Source organism: Gynuella sunshinyii YC6258, assembly GCF_000940805.1.
GTDB classification, from domain to species: Bacteria; Pseudomonadota; Gammaproteobacteria; order Pseudomonadales; family Natronospirillaceae; genus Gynuella; species Gynuella sunshinyii.
The window spans coordinates 6,044,910-6,059,920 of the sequence record NZ_CP007142.1 but is presented as its reverse complement, the minus strand read 5'-3'; the positions used below and the strand labels follow the sequence as shown (position 1 = coordinate 6,059,920).

11 protein-coding genes, 4 tRNA genes and 3 rRNA genes are annotated in these 15,011 nt (G+C 47.7%); 17 read left to right on the top strand and 1 reads right to left on the bottom strand.

Annotation, left to right across the window (positions count from 1 at the left end):
• Positions 1-2: 2 nt before the first annotated feature.
• Positions 3-428, top strand: a complete 426-nt coding sequence (locus YC6258_RS25155; protein WP_052830570.1) for a DsrE family protein — start codon at positions 3-5, stop codon at positions 426-428.
• Here YC6258_RS25155 and YC6258_RS25150 read toward each other — a convergent pair.
• The gene (locus tag YC6258_RS25150) at positions 425-1,696 is read right to left on the bottom strand and encodes a M23 family metallopeptidase (RefSeq protein ID WP_044619321.1); all 1,272 of its coding nucleotides are present in this window, start codon (positions 1,694-1,696) and stop codon (positions 425-427) included. The two genes, YC6258_RS25155 and YC6258_RS25150, sit on opposite strands and share 4 nt — an antisense overlap.
• Positions 1,697-1,855: 159 nt before the next feature.
• On the opposite strand from YC6258_RS25150, the gene tyrS reads away from it, so the two are divergent.
• The 16 genes from tyrS (at position 1,856) to rplA (ending at position 14,976) form a co-directional block, all read left to right on the top strand.
• A complete protein-coding gene (tyrS, locus tag YC6258_RS25145; protein WP_044619320.1) occupies positions 1,856-3,052 on the top strand; it encodes a tyrosine--tRNA ligase in 1,197 nt (398 codons plus the stop codon).
• Positions 3,053-3,563: 511 nt separating this feature from the next.
• A 16S ribosomal RNA gene (locus YC6258_RS25140) occupies positions 3,564-5,103 on the top strand.
• 147 nt (positions 5,104-5,250) lie between these two features.
• Positions 5,251-8,150: ribosomal RNA gene (locus YC6258_RS25135) — 23S ribosomal RNA — on the top strand.
• Between the two features lie 184 nt (positions 8,151-8,334).
• Positions 8,335-8,450 (top strand): 5S ribosomal RNA (gene rrf, locus YC6258_RS25130).
• The 16S, 23S and 5S rRNA genes sit together here, the layout of an rRNA operon.
• Positions 8,451-8,588: 138 nt before the next feature.
• Positions 8,589-9,560 carry a biotin--[acetyl-CoA-carboxylase] ligase gene (locus YC6258_RS25125; protein WP_044619319.1) on the top strand — a complete coding sequence of 324 codons (972 nt, stop codon included), beginning with the start codon at positions 8,589-8,591 and terminating at the stop codon, positions 9,558-9,560.
• Positions 9,560-10,291, top strand: a complete 732-nt coding sequence (locus tag YC6258_RS25120) for a type III pantothenate kinase (protein WP_044619318.1) — start codon at positions 9,560-9,562, stop codon at positions 10,289-10,291. The genes YC6258_RS25125 and YC6258_RS25120 overlap by 1 nt, the downstream gene beginning before the upstream one ends.
• On the top strand, positions 10,291-10,941 hold the full coding sequence (locus tag YC6258_RS25115; RefSeq protein ID WP_044619317.1) for an SPOR domain-containing protein: 651 nt from the start codon (positions 10,291-10,293) through the stop codon (positions 10,939-10,941). Before YC6258_RS25120 ends, YC6258_RS25115 begins: the two co-directional genes overlap by 1 nt.
• A 168-nt stretch (positions 10,942-11,109) precedes the next feature.
• Positions 11,110-11,194: transfer RNA gene (locus YC6258_RS25110), tRNA-Tyr, on the top strand.
• A gap of 9 nt (positions 11,195-11,203) precedes the next feature.
• A tRNA-Gly gene (locus YC6258_RS25105) sits at positions 11,204-11,277 on the top strand.
• A gap of 7 nt (positions 11,278-11,284) precedes the next feature.
• Positions 11,285-11,359: transfer RNA gene (locus YC6258_RS25100), tRNA-Thr, on the top strand.
• Between the two features lie 57 nt (positions 11,360-11,416).
• The gene (tuf, locus tag YC6258_RS25095) at positions 11,417-12,610 is read left to right on the top strand and encodes an elongation factor Tu (RefSeq protein ID WP_044619316.1); all 1,194 of its coding nucleotides are present in this window, start codon (positions 11,417-11,419) and stop codon (positions 12,608-12,610) included.
• A 105-nt stretch (positions 12,611-12,715) separates the two neighbouring features.
• Positions 12,716-12,791: transfer RNA gene (locus tag YC6258_RS25090), tRNA-Trp, on the top strand.
• 29 nt (positions 12,792-12,820) lie between these two features.
• Complete coding sequence (gene secE, locus YC6258_RS25085) at positions 12,821-13,192, top strand: preprotein translocase subunit SecE (protein ID WP_044619315.1); 372 nt, start codon at positions 12,821-12,823, stop codon at positions 13,190-13,192.
• A gap of 6 nt (positions 13,193-13,198) precedes the next feature.
• Positions 13,199-13,732: a transcription termination/antitermination protein NusG gene (nusG, locus tag YC6258_RS25080; protein ID WP_044619314.1), complete on the top strand. Its 534-nt coding sequence runs from the start codon at positions 13,199-13,201 to the stop codon at positions 13,730-13,732.
• 111 nt (positions 13,733-13,843) lie between these two features.
• The gene (gene rplK, locus YC6258_RS25075) at positions 13,844-14,278 is read left to right on the top strand and encodes a 50S ribosomal protein L11 (RefSeq protein WP_044619313.1); all 435 of its coding nucleotides are present in this window, start codon (positions 13,844-13,846) and stop codon (positions 14,276-14,278) included.
• A gap of 2 nt (positions 14,279-14,280) precedes the next feature.
• Entirely contained in the window at positions 14,281-14,976 is a 696-nt protein-coding gene (rplA, locus tag YC6258_RS25070; RefSeq protein ID WP_044619312.1) for a 50S ribosomal protein L1, read from the top strand.
• Positions 14,977-15,011: the final 35 nt, after the last annotated feature.

The window sequence follows — 15,011 nt, the reverse complement described above, 5'->3', positions numbered from 1 at the left end:
CTATGAAATTCGTGTTATCGGTGTGGCTTTCGATCGTCTGTGTTCTGGGATGGGCTGAGGATGACACACCGAGATACTACATGGCTGAAATTGAAAGCCATAGCTCAAATGAGATTTATTCAATTCTAAAACGGGCAGAGGATCTGATGTCCCACCAGCTCGGATTTCAACAGCAGGTTCCCATTGCCTTGGTGTTGCATGGTGATGAGGTTGAAACTTTTTTGCATGAGAACTACCAGGCAAATAAAGAAATCGTTGATCTGGCAGCCAAACTGGATGCTTTTAATGTGGTGGATATTCAGATCTGTGAAACCTGGATGGGGGAGCATGATATCAGCCGTGACCAGCTTCCCCCATTTGTGAACACTGTTCCCTACGGCCCCGCTAAAGAAGAAGAACTTAAAAAGCAGGGCTACATCTATTTTTAATCAGCTTTGGCAAAGCCATTGCTCTCAAATGAGGACAGTTGTCCAAGCATGTTTGTGGCATGGCGTTCAAAAGCGGCTTTCAGATCCTTTTTGATGGGTTCGGCACTGGGTAGTTCAACTGTTACTGGATTGACCGGCACGCCATTGACCCTGAATTCATAATGAAGATGGGGACCAGTTGCCAATCCAGTCATGCCTACATAACCGATAATTTGCCCCTGCTTCACCATCTTGCCTGACCGGATCGACTTGGCAAATGCTCTCATGTGTGCGTAATAAGTAGAGTACCTTTGGCCGTGTTGAATGACGACGACATTACCATAACCACCCTTTTTGCCAGCAAAAGTAATCTTGCCGTCACCAGCAGCCTTAATCGGTGTGCCGCTTGGCGCCGCATAATCGGTGCCTTTGTGGTTGCGGATTTTGTTAAGAATCGGATGTTTTCTACCAAGACTGAACGGTGAACTGATGCGAGCGAACTCAACCGGAGTACGCAAAAAAGCTTTCCTCATGGATCGCCCGTCTGGGCTATAGAAATCGGAATGCCCTTTTTCATCGGTAAAGCGAACTGCAGCATACTCAGTTCCATTGTTGGTAAATTTGGCGGCTAATATCGGGCCATAGCCCAAAAACTGACCATCCAGAAACTTCTCCTGATAGATAAGGCTGAAGCTGTCTCCGGATCTGATATCAAGAGCAAAGTCTATGTCCCAACCGAAAATTTGAGCCAGTTCCATGGTGAGGGCATCAGACATTCCTGCCTGCTGCCCGGCCAGGAATAAAGAAGAGGTGATCGTTCCTCCCGCATATCGGGTTCTATACTCTGGTGTTCTCTCAAGAGTGCGGTGATTGAAGCTGCCATCAACAAAGTCGAATCGCTCTGTTACCAGAGGAGATTTGATATAGTTGATGCCAACTAGATCTCCTTCCGGATTTTTCTCAAACACCATCGTTTCACCAGGTTGAATATTCTTTAACAACTCTTTCTGCTGCTTGTCGGCAATCAGCTTTAACATAATCTGTGGTGATACCAGAGCCTTATCAAATAGCGTGGAAAGGCTGTCTCCGAGAACAATTTCAAATGTTGTAAAGCTGTTTACAGGCCGTTGTTCGGTCACATTTGGCTCCTGCGGAAGATCGGGAAGCACCAGCGATACCTGTACGGGGTTTGTTGGTTGTGGCCAATAAATAATAAAAATAGAAAGAAGAACCAGAGCACCGATACTTAAGCGGTGTACTTTTGGAAGTTGCGTAATTGACTGTAACACTCGAAACTCTCAATAACTTGTTTCACAAAGATTAACAACATTGGTTTTTTGTTAAAACCCTTCCGTTGTAAAACTGATTTATCTTTTCCCTTGTCCTTAATTTAAGCGGACACAATGATATAATGCGCGCCTTTTTTCGAGTGAACCGTGGGAACACACATGAACGATGTCAATCAGTCCCTGGAAATCATCAAGCGAGGAGCTGCCGAAATACTGCTTGAAGATGAACTGATAGAAAAACTTAAAAAGGGAAAAGCATTAAGGGTAAAAGCCGGTTTTGATCCAACGGCACCAGATCTTCACCTGGGACATACTGTTGTATTGAATAAAATGAGACAGTTACAGGATCTCGGACACGAGATAATGTTTCTTATTGGTGATTTCACCGGTCTTATTGGCGATCCTTCTGGTAAAAATGCCACCCGCCCACCACTATCGCCCGAGCAGATTCAGCAAAATGCTGCCACCTATAAAGAACAGGTATTCAAAATCCTGGATCCGGAAAAGACAACTGTCTGCTTTAACTCCGAGTGGATGGGGCAGTTAGGAGCTGACGGGATGATTCGGTTGGCTGCCCAGCATAATGTGGCCCGGATGCTGGAACGAGAGGATTTCAAAAACCGCTATAAATCAGGTCAATCTATTGCGATTCATGAATTCCTGTATCCACTGGTGCAAGGTTACGATTCTGTTGCGATGAAGGCGGACATCGAGTTGGGTGGAACGGATCAGAAATTCAACCTGCTGGTTGGCCGGGAGTTGCAAAAGAACTACGGTCAGGAACAACAGGTGGTCATTATGATGCCCCTGTTGGAAGGTTTGGACGGCGTAAAAAAAATGTCCAAGTCGCTCGGTAATTATATCGGTATCACTGATGCTCCAGGAGAAATGTACAACAAGATTCTGACCATGCCCGACTCTCTTATCTGGCGCTACTTTGAATTACTGTCCTTCCAGAGTCTTGAGCAGATTGAACAGATGAAACTGGATGTTGAAAACGGCCGAAACCCCCAGGATGTCAAGGATGTACTGGCTCGTGAGCTGGTTGAGCGGTTTCATGATAAAGACGCTGCAGAAAATGCCCATAAAGGAGTGGGAAACACTGTGATCGAGGGAGAAATTCCTGAAGGTTGCCCGGAAGTTGATGTGGCGCTGGAAGATCAGGTAGAGCTTCCTATCAGCGCTGTTTTAAATAAAACCGGACTGGCCAATAACAGCGCACAGGCTCGCGACATGTTAAAAAATGGCAGTGTAAAAGTAGATTGGGCCGTAGTGGATGCTTCTTTAAAGTTACCTGCTGGTACTTTCTTGATTCAGGCTGGAAAAAAGAAAATTGCAAAAGTGACTTTAGGTTAAAAAAAGAATTGACGTTGAGCAAAAAGAGTTTAGAATTCGCGCCCCTTGTCACCGAGACGTCCCCTAAAGACGGCTTGAAGATGGGTTGAGATTCAAGGATAAGTCATTGAATTTCAACGAAAAAATCTTCAAAAAAACGGTTGACAGGGAGGCGCGAAAGAGTAAAATGCGCGCTCCTTGTCACCGAGACGTCAGAAAAAGACGGCTTGAAGATGAGTTGAGATTCGACGGACGAAAAAATCTTCAAAAAAAAGGTTGACAGGGAGGTGCGAAAGAGTAGAATGCGCGCCTCGCTTCGGGGGTAAACGCCGAAGCAGATAAGACCCTTGGTTGGGCATGATCTTTAAAAGTTAATCAGGCAATTCGTGTGGGCGCTGGCTGGTAAGACGCATAAGAGAATTATCAGTAAGCGAACTCACAATTCATTTGTACACGTTATAAGTAATTGTTGATAAGCGAACTGAGTCAAAATTGGGTTAGTGCACTTTAGGGTGTATTGACCGACGATTTTAAACTGAAGAGTTTGATCATGGCTCAGATTGAACGCTGGCGGCAGGCTTAACACATGCAAGTCGAGCGGTAGCATTTCCAGCTTGCTGGAAGATGACGAGCGGCGGACGGGTGAGTAACGCGTAGGAATCTGCCTTGGAGTGGGGGATAGCCCGGGGAAACTCGGATTAATACCGCATACGGTCTACGGACGAAAGTGGGGGCTCTTCGGACCTCACGCTCTAAGATGAGCCTGCGTAGGATTAGCTAGTTGGTGAGGTAAAGGCTCACCAAGGCGACGATCCTTAGCTGTTCTGAGAGGATGATCAGCCACACTGGGACTGAGACACGGCCCAGACTCCTACGGGAGGCAGCAGTGGGGAATATTGGACAATGGGGGCAACCCTGATCCAGCCATGCCGCGTGTGTGAAGAAGGCCTTCGGGTTGTAAAGCACTTTCAGTGGGGAGGAAGGCGTGAGTATTAATAATGCTCATGATTGACGTTACCCACAGAAGAAGCACCGGCTAACTCCGTGCCAGCAGCCGCGGTAATACGGAGGGTGCGAGCGTTAATCGGAATTACTGGGCGTAAAGCGCGCGTAGGCGGCGAGTTAAGTCGGATGTGAAATCCCTGGGCTCAACCTGGGAACTGCATACGATACTGACTTGCTAGAGTCTTGCAGAGGGGTGTGGAATTTCCGGTGTAGCGGTGAAATGCGTAGAGATCGGAAGGACATCAGTGGCGAAGGCGACACCCTGGGCAAAGACTGACGCTGAGGTGCGAAAGCGTGGGTAGCAAACAGGATTAGATACCCTGGTAGTCCACGCGGTAAACGATGTCTATTAGCCGTCCGTTTCGTTTTAGAGATGGGTGGCGCAGCTAACGCGATAAATAGACCGCCTGGGGAGTACGGTCGCAAGATTAAAACTCAAATGAATTGACGGGGGCCCGCACAAGCGGTGGAGCATGTGGTTTAATTCGAAGCAACGCGAAGAACCTTACCTACTCTTGACATCCAGAGAACTTTCCAGAGATGGATTGGTGCCTTCGGGAACTCTGAGACAGGTGCTGCATGGCTGTCGTCAGCTCGTGTTGTGAAATGTTGGGTTAAGTCCCGTAACGAGCGCAACCCTTATCCTTAGTTGCCAGCGGTTCGGCCGGGGACTCTAAGGAAACTGCCGGTGACAAACCGGAGGAAGGTGGGGACGACGTCAAGTCATCATGGCCCTTACGAGTAGGGCTACACACGTGCTACAATGGCCGGTACAGACGGTAGCGAAGCGGCGACGTGGAGCCAATCCGAGAAAGCTGGTCGTAGTCCGGATCGCAGTCTGCAACTCGACTGCGTGAAGTCGGAATCGCTAGTAATCGCGAATCAGAATGTCGCGGTGAATACGTTCCCGGGCCTTGTACACACCGCCCGTCACACCATGGGAGTTGATTTCACCAGAAGTAGGTAGCTTAACCGAAAGGAGGGCGCTTACCACGGTGGGGTCAATGACTGGGGTGAAGTCGTAACAAGGTAGCCGTAGGGGAACCTGCGGCTGGATCACCTCCTTAAACGCAAGTTGAGCCGGTCAGCGTTCACACGAATTGGGCATGATCTTTAACAATCTGGACGAGTTCGAAAAAAGTCAAGACAAGCGTCAAGGCACGTATCATGTTAGCGCTGTATAAACCTGAAGATAAGACGTTTTAGGGTTATATGGTCAAGCAATTAAGCGTATACGGTGGATGCCTAGGCAGCCAGAGGCGAAGAAGGACGTGGTAACCTGCGAAAAGGTTCGGTGAGGTGGTAAACGACCTGTGACCCGGACATATCCGAATGGGGCAACCCACCCGATTTATCGGGTATCGTGCACTGAATACATAGGTGTACGAGGCGAACCGGGAGAACTGAAACATCTAAGTACCCCGAGGAAAAGACATCAAATGAGATTCCCCAAGTAGTGGCGAGCGAACGGGGATTAGCCCTGAAGTGTAAGACTGGGTAGAAGAATCCACTGGAAAGTGGAGCCATAGAGGGTGATAGCCCCGTATTTGAAATCCTGATTACATGAGCACGAGTAGGACGGGACACGAGAAATCCTGTTTGAAGAAGGGGGGACCATCCTCCAAGGCTAAATACTCCTGGCTGACCGATAGTGAACCAGTACCGTGAGGGAAAGGCGAAAAGAACCCCAGTGAGGGGAGTGAAATAGATCCTGAAACCGTATACGTACAAGCAGTGGGAGCATTCTTCGGAATGTGACTGCGTACCTTTTGTATAATGGGTCAGCGACTTACATTCAGTGGCAAGCTTAACCGAGTAGGGGAGGCGTAGGGAAACCGAGTCTTAATAGGGCGTTGAGTCGCTGGGTGTAGACCCGAAACCGAGTGATCTATCCATGGGCAGGTTGAAGGTTGAGTAACATCAACTGGAGGACCGAACCCACATCCGTTGAAAAGGCTGGGGATGACCTGTGGATAGGAGTGAAAGGCTAATCAAACTCGGAGATAGCTGGTTCTCCTCGAAAGCTATTTAGGTAGCGCCTCGGACGAATACCACTGGGGGTAGAGCACTGTTTCGGCTAGGGGGTCATCCCGACTTACCAACCCGATGCAAACTCCGAATACCAGTGAGTACTATCCGGGAGACACACGGCGGGTGCTAACGTCCGTCGTGAAAAGGGAAACAACCCAGACCGCCAGCTAAGGTCCCCAAGTGCCAGTTAAGTGGGAAACGATGTGGGAAGGCTTAGACAGCTAGGAGGTTGGCTTAGAAGCAGCCACCCTTTAAAGAAAGCGTAATAGCTCACTAGTCGAGTCGGCCTGCGCGGAAGATATAACGGGGCTCAAACTGGCCACCGAAGCTGCGGGATTACAGTAATGTAATCGGTAGAGGAGCGTTCTGTAAGCGGTTGAAGGTACATCGAGAGGTGTGCTGGACGTATCAGAAGTGCGAATGCTGACATGAGTAACGATAATGCAGGTGAAAAACCTGCACGCCGAAAGACCAAGGGTTCCTGTCCAACGTTAATCGGGGCAGGGTGAGTCGGCCCCTAAGGCGAGACCGCAAGGTGTAGTCGATGGGAAACGGGTTAATATTCCCGTACTTAATATGACTGCGATGGAGTGACGGAGAAGGCTAGGCCAGCCTGGTGATGGTTATCCAGGTTTAAGGGTGTAGGTTAGGGGATTAGGCAAATCCGGTTCCCTCTCTTAAGTGAGAAGACTGAGACCTGAATACGGTGGGACTATGGTCCCCGAAGTGGTTAATGCCCGGCTTCCAAGAAAAGCTTCTAAGCGTCAGGTCATATTGAACCGTACCCGAAACCGACACAGGTGGTCGGGTAGAGAATACCAAGGCGCTTGAGAGAACTCGGGTGAAGGAACTAGGCAAAATGGTACCGTAACTTCGGGAGAAGGTACGCTCTTGCCGGTGAAGGGGCTTGCCCCCGGAGCTAGCGAGAGTCGAAGATACCAGTTGGCTGCAACTGTTTATTAAAAACACAGCACTCTGCAAACACGAAAGTGGACGTATAGGGTGTGACGCCTGCCCGGTGCCGGAAGGTTAATTGATGGGGTTAGCGCAAGCGAAGCTCTTGATCGAAGCCCCGGTAAACGGCGGCCGTAACTATAACGGTCCTAAGGTAGCGAAATTCCTTGTCGGGTAAGTTCCGACCTGCACGAATGGCGTAATGATGGCCAAGCTGTCTCCACCCGAGACTCAGTGAAATTGAAATCGCTGTTAAGATGCAGTGTATCCGCGGCTAGACGGAAAGACCCCGTGAACCTTTACTATAGCTTCACACTGGACTTTGATGTGACTTGTGTAGGATAGCTGGGAGGCTTTGAAGTTAGGACGCCAGTTCTAATGGAGCCGACCTTGAAATACCAGCCTGGTCACCTTGAGGTTCTAACGTTGGTCCCTAAGCGGGATTACGGACCGTGTGTGGTGGGTAGTTTGACTGGGGCGGTCTCCTCCCAAAGAGTAACGGAGGAGCACGAAGGTGTGCTAATCATGGTCGGAAATCATGAGGATAGCGTAAAGGTATAAGCACGCTTGACTGCGAGACGGACATGTCGAGCAGGTACGAAAGTAGGTCTTAGTGATCCGGTGGTTCTGTATGGAAGGGCCATCGCTCAACGGATAAAAGGTACTCCGGGGATAACAGGCTGATACCGCCCAAGAGTTCACATCGACGGCGGTGTTTGGCACCTCGATGTCGGCTCATCACATCCTGGGGCTGAAGCCGGTCCCAAGGGTATGGCTGTTCGCCATTTAAAGTGGTACGCGAGCTGGGTTTAGAACGTCGTGAGACAGTTCGGTCCCTATCTGCCGTGGACGAATGAGACTTGAGAAGAGCTGCTCCTAGTACGAGAGGACCGGAGTGGACGAACCTCTGGTGTCCCGGTTGTCACGCCAGTGGCATTGCCGGGTAGCTAAGTTCGGACAGGATAACCGCTGAAAGCATCTAAGCGGGAAGCCCCCTTCAAGATGAGGTCTCACTGATCCCTAGAGGATCCTGAAGGGCCCTTAAAGACTATGAGGTTGATAGGCTGGGTGTGTAAGCGTTGTGAGGCGTTGAGCTAACCAGTACTAATTGCCCGTGAGGCTTGACCATATAACGCCTAAGGCGTTTTGAGCACGACGATGTGCGAGGTTGAGCGCTGATAAGATACGTGAAGTGTGGATAGAGATAGACACACATGACTTGTTGAGACGATAGACGAACTTGTTCAGAACAGCGGGGGCTGGTGAGAAGCGATTCCACGGGCTCCCAGGCGAAAGCCGAAGCAAGCGAATTGCTTGACGACGATAGAGCGTTGGACCCACCTGATTCCATCCCGAACTCAGTAGTGAAACGACGCATCGCCGATGGTAGTGTGGGGTCTCCCCATGTGAGAGTAGGACATCGTCAGGCATCTAACACGACCCCGGTCTGGAGACAGATGTATCGATGCGGGGGGTTGGAAGCCATGGATCAAACTCTTTGGTCGACGCATTACCGACAACACCTATGCTACACTCCACTACTTCGCGCTTGGCCGGAGTAGGTACTTTGCAGTTGATTGTTGCTATCAATGTTCTGGAAGTTTTGCTTAGAACTAAAGAGAGTAATTTAGGTGAACTTGCCCAACAGTGTGAGACAGAAACATACGCAGTACTGGAGGCGATTGAGTACTTATCAGGCCAGGGATTGGATATCTCGGTAGGGTCGTCAGTCAAGCTATCGTTGCCGGATTCCATCATTCTACTTGACCAAAATAAAATCTGGTCATTTATCAAGCCATCTGTTGGCAATCGAATTGATAATCTTGAACTTTCCTATGTAACACCTTCGACTAATAGTCTAGCGCTAGCTCATAAGTCTGTAGATAAATTTAATTTCTTCTTAACTGAACATCAGGTTTCAGGCAAAGGGAGGCGAGGGAGAAGCTGGGTATCCAAGTTTGGTGATAATTTACTGATGTCGGCAGCTTGTCGCGTTCCGCGACCTCTCCATCAGGTTTCGGTATTGAGTCTTTGGAGTGCAGTCGCTTGTTACAATGCAATAAAGTCGTTAGGCGTTCGGGAGATAGGCATTAAGTGGCCAAACGATATATATGTGAATGGCAAAAAAGTGGCGGGCATATTATTGGAAGCTAAGCAGTCGACAGAAGGTTACACTCATCTCGCTGTGGGAATGGGTATTAACTGTAACCAGTTGGATAAAAATGTCTTTATTGGCCAGCCTTGGATAAGTTTGCGAGAGGCTATAGGGGGTTATGTTGACCGAAATTTTTTGGCAGCAGCCGTGATTGAAGAGCTGGTTAACTGTTTTACGGTGGCCTTCAGCAAACCAGATCGTCTAATTGAGCTTTGGCATGATCGCGATATTTACCTGGGTCAGAATGTCTGCGTTCTTGCAGGGGATGATGGCGAAATCTCTGGTGTACATCAAGGGATCACCCCAGAAGGGTTGCTTATATTAGGAACAGATACTGGAGAGCATTATTATAATGCTGGAGAAGTGAGTCTGCGAGGGCGTTAATGGCGAAAGCTTATCTGGATCTAGACATAGGTAATACTTTTACTAAATTTCAGGGCTATGGAGGGCTTGGACACCTGTCTGGCAGGTTTCGTAATTCTGATTTCCGGCAAATTGAACTAATGTTTGGTCAGGAGGTTGCTGGTCAGTCAGTAACGGTTAGACTTGCTGCTGTGGGTGATATAGGCCATTTTGACAGGATTGTCTCTATGCTTGATCGCTATGCCGTTAAATGGTATCGAGTCACATCAGAGCTGCTTACCGATTATATTCAGCTTGCGTATCAGGATGTAACTAGTATTGGAGTTGATAGGGTTTTAAATATGATTGCTATTAATCATATTTATCCAAAAAGGAAATATATAATCGTTTCTGTGGGAACGGCGCTAACGATTGACCTCCTTGCGAACGGGAAACATCTGGGGGGATACATCCTGCAGAGCCCTGAGTCTCAATTAAAGTCTTTCCCGGCAGTGGCTAACTTACCCTCATTGGATATTGGAGAGGATGTTTCATTGAATCCTGGCTCGAATACAGAGGACTGTATGAGGTCCGGGGTTATGTTGTCCGCAATAGCGGCACTTGAGTATATTTCTCTTAAACACAAAGGCTATGATGTAACTATCACGGGAGGAGGAGCCGCTCAGGTGTCGTCGCTGTTATCTTGTTCTCATCAGCTTGAAGAGAATCTTGTTTTAAAAGGAATGTCGTTTATTCATCGGGGTTGTGACTGATGAAATGGATATTTTTTGTATTGCTATTCTTAAATGTTGTGTTGTTCGGCTGGTCATTCTTAAAGGCCCCCGCAGATAAAGATGTGTCCCCCTCTGCCTCAAATCTATCGCCGGCTCAGATAAACAATATAAAGCTTCTCGGGTCAGAAACAGCAAAGTCGATAGCAACCAGTCTGCAGACTGGTGCTACAGAATGTGTTCAGCTGGGGCCATTTTCAAGCGACAGTATTGCGTCTCAAGTCATTCTTAGGCTTGGCGCTCTTGATATGCCTAGTCGTCAGGAAACACTAAAACAATCGGCGGTTAAGGACTATCTGGTTTACCTGCCGCCATTCAAAAGCTTATCTGAGGCAAAAGCAAAGCTTAATGAGCTTAATCAGCGTGGTATAGATAGCTATGTTTTTGGCAGTGGCGATCTGGCAAATGGTCTATCGCTGGGAGTTTATTCCAAGAAAAACAATGCAGAAGCCATTTATTCGAAAATCAAGGCACTGGGTTATAAGCCGATTATTAAAGAAAACACCGTAGATAGTTCTGCAATATGGGTCGTGATAAATGCAGATGGCTCTAAATACTTTAATGAAGGAATTTTAGAATCGCTGCAATCAAATTTTCCAGAAATAAATTCCCGTTTAATAACATGTAATTAGCTTGAAACAATGAGCTTAAGTGCGTATTATCGCGCCGCGTTCGAGAAGGGTGTGAAGACTCCTGTATTGCAAATGCCTTGTTGATGATAAGTTGTTGTTTAAATTGAATTTTTAAATAAAAAATTGTTGACAAGGTGGGGGCATATGGGCAAACTTTGCGCCCGCTCAGGAGGGGTTCCCGAGTGGTCAAAGGGAGCAGACTGTAAATCTGCCGCCTCGTGCTTCGATGGTTCGAATCCGTCCCCCTCCACCATTTTCTTGTGCGGGTATAGTTCAGTGGTAGAACCTCAGCCTTCCAAGCTGATGATGCGGGTTCGATTCCCGCTACCCGCTCCATTGTTATGCTCGCGTAGCTCAGTGGTAGAGCACTCCATTGGTAATGGAGAGGTCACGAGTTCAAGTCTCGTCGTGAGCACCAGATTCTAACAGGCAGTCGGCCTGTTTTTTGTATTAACGGTTTGATGAGGTAGATGCGATGTCAAAGGCAACCTTTGAGCGTAAAAAGCCCCACGTCAACGTGGGTACAATTGGTCACGTTGACCATGGTAAAACCACGCTGACAGCGGCCCTGACGCGCGTATGTGCGGATGTATGGGGTGGCACGGCGGTGGCATTTGATGGTATCGACAATGCGCCAGAAGAGCGTGAGCGTGGTATCACGATTTCGACTGCCCACGTAGAGTATGACTCACCAAACCGTCACTACGCCCACGTGGACTGCCCAGGACACGCTGACTACGTTAAGAATATGATTACTGGTGCGGCACAGATGGATGGTGCGATTCTGGTGTGTTCAGCAGCAGATGGCCCGATGCCTCAAACTCGAGAGCACATTTTGTTGTCCCGTCAGGTGGGTGTTCCTTACATCGTAGTGTTCCTGAACAAGGCTGACATGGTTGATGATGAAGAGTTGTTGGAACTGGTGGAGATGGAAGTGCGTGAGCTGTTGTCTCAGTACGATTTCCCAGGTGACGATACCCCGATCGTTATTGGTTCAGCGTTGATGGCGCTGGAAGGTAAAGATGATAACGAGATGGGCACTTCAGCGGTTAAGAAGTTGGTTGAAACTCTGGATGAATACATTCCAGAACCAGAACGTGCGATTGACCTGCCGTTCCTGATGCCAATCGAAGACGTATTCTCAATTTCTGGCCGTGGTACTGTGGTGACTGGACGTGTAGAGCGCGGCATTATCAAAGTTGGTGAAGAAGTTGAGATTGTAGGTGTTCGTGACACCACTAAAACAACCGTTACCGGTGTTGAGATGTTCCGTAAGCTGCTGGACGAAGGTCGTGCAGGTGAGAACGTGGGTGTCTTGTTGCGTGGTACCAAGCGTGACGACGTAGAGCGTGGTCAGGTATTGGCGAAGCCAGGTACGATTACTCCGCACACTAAATTCGAATCAGAAGTATATGTTCTGTCGAAAGAAGAAGGTGGTCGTCATACTCCGTTCTTCAAAGGTTATCGTCCTCAGTTCTACTTCCGTACAACGGACGTAACGGGTGCGGTAGAGTTGCCAGAAGGCGTAGAAATGGTTATGCCTGGTGACAACATTAAGATGGTTGTAACGTTGATTGCTCCGATTGCAATGGATGATGGTCTACGTTTCGCGATTCGTGAAGGCGGCCGTACAGTGGGTGCCGGTGTTGTTGCTAAAGTAATCGAGTAACGCAGTAGTTTTTGTTAGCTCTAGCTCAGTTTAATTTTTAATTCTGAGCTTGCGTCTGTAGCTGTGCTGAATTAGAATCCGCCGGCTCAGTTACAGGCTTCTTTTAGGCCAGTAGTTCAATTGGTAGAGCATCGGTCTCCAAAACCGAAAGTTGGGGGTTCGAGTCCCTCCTGGCCTGCCACTTATTTTGGTACCGTTACAGGTGTTTGAATGAACTCTCGTGTAGATTCCCGTGGATCGTCAGCATTAGACTTATTTGTTTGGTTTGTTGTGGCTTTGTTATTAATTGCTGCGATCGGTGGGAATTATTATTTTTCAGAATATTCATTGCTGTATCGAGTATTGGCTGTGTTGGCGTTGGTTCTTGTAGCGGGTTTTCTAGGTTTGCAGACCAATAAGGGAAGGGATTTTAATCGGCTTAGAAAGGAAGCGTGGGTTGAAGTCCGAAAGGTAGTTTGGCCTACCAGGCAGGAAACCATGCAAACAACAATGATCGTTGTGGCTGTTGTTGTTGTTGTGGCTTTGCTGTTGTGGGTTATTGACACCCTTTTAGGTTTTCTGATCAAAACACTTATTGGATGATCTGTTATGTCTAAGCGCTGGTATGTGGTGCATGCTTATTCTGGTTATGAGAAGAGAGTTGCCAATGCTTTAAAAGAGCAAGTGGAAATTCAAGGTATGCAGGATTCTTTTGGAGAGATTCTGGTGCCGACAGAAAGCGTTGTTGAAATGCGCGATGGAAAGAGAAGGAAAAGTGAAAGAAAATTTTACCCTGGCTATGTATTGGTTCAAATGGAAATGAATGACAGTAGTTGGCATTTGGTGAAAAGTACGCCTAGAGTTATGGGATTTATTGGTGGTACTCCAGAAAAGCCTGCTCCGATTAGTGAGAAAGAAGCAATGGCGATTCTTGATCGCGTTAAAGAGGGAGCTGCTCGGCCTACTCAGAAGACTATATTTGAGCCCGGTGAAGTTGTTAGGGTTAATGATGGTCCTTTTGCTGATTTCAATGGAACAGTCGAAAAGGTCAATTATGAAAAGAGTCGCTTGCAGGTATCCGTTTCTATCTTTGGTAGAGCTACACCTGTAGAGCTTGAATTTAGCCAAGTAGAAAAAGGCTAATAGATTTTTTTGAATTTTTTGAGCCCTGAGGTCTTTGGATTTTCGGGGTTTTCATGTCTGTGAAAAGAAACGGGGAGCCTTAGGGCGTCAATACCCGAGGAGAGCTTAAAAATGGCAAAGAAAGTTCAAGCTTATATCAAGCTGCAGGTTGCAGCTGGTAAAGCCAATCCAAGTCCGCCAGTTGGTCCTGCATTGGGCCAACATGGTGTCAATATTATGGAGTTCTGTAAAGCATTTAATGCTGAAACACAGGGGATGGAACCTGGGCTTCCTATTCCTGTTGTTATCACCGTATATGCTGATCGCAGCTTCACGTTCGTTAAAAAAACCCCTCCGGCTTCTGTGCTGTTAAAGAAAGCAGCAGGTATTAAAAGCGGCTCTGGACGTCCAAACACTGAAAAAGTTGGAACTGTCAGTCGTGTTCAGTTGGAAGAAATTGCAAAAACAAAAGAGCCGGATTTAACCGCTGCAGATCTTGATGCTGCTGTCCGTACAATTGCTGGTACCGCCAGAAGTATGGGGCTTAATGTTGAGGGGGTTGAATAGTCATGGCGAAGTTGTCAAAGAGAGCTAAAGCAATAGCGGAAAAAATTGATAGCACTAAAGCATATTCGTTTGAAGATGCAGTCGCTCTGCTTAAAGAAGTTTCTTCAGTGAAGTTTGTTGAAGCCATTGATGTATCTGTAAACCTGGGTATTGATGCCCGTAAAAGTGATCAGAATGTTCGTGGTTCGACCGTTCTACCTCATGGAACCGGAAAAGAGGTTCGTGTAGCTGTATTCGCACAAGGTGCGGCTGCAGAAGCGGCAAAAGAAGCTGGGGCAGAAGCCGTAGGTATGGAAGACCTGGCAGAACAGATTAAGGGTGGCGATCTGAACTTTGGTGTCGTGATAGCCGCACCTGATGCTATGAGAGTGGTTGGTCAGTTAGGTCAATTGTTAGGTCCCAGAGGTTTGATGCCAAACCCTAAAGTGGGAACGGTTACTCCTGATGTAGCTACAGCTGTTAAAAACGCTAAGTCAGGACAGGCGAGATTCCGTACTGATAAAAACGGTATTATCCACGCGTCAGTTGGCAAGATAACCTTTGATGCGGTAGCTTTGAAAGAGAACGTAGAAGCATTGGTTAGCGACTTGAAAAAGTTAAAGCCTTCTAGTTCTAAGGGTGTTTATCTGAAGAAAGTTTCTATTTCTTCAACTATGGGCCCGGGCTTGGTAATTGATCAAAGCTCTTTAAATATTTAGTAGGTTAACTGATAAAGTTGATCGAATTAGGACTT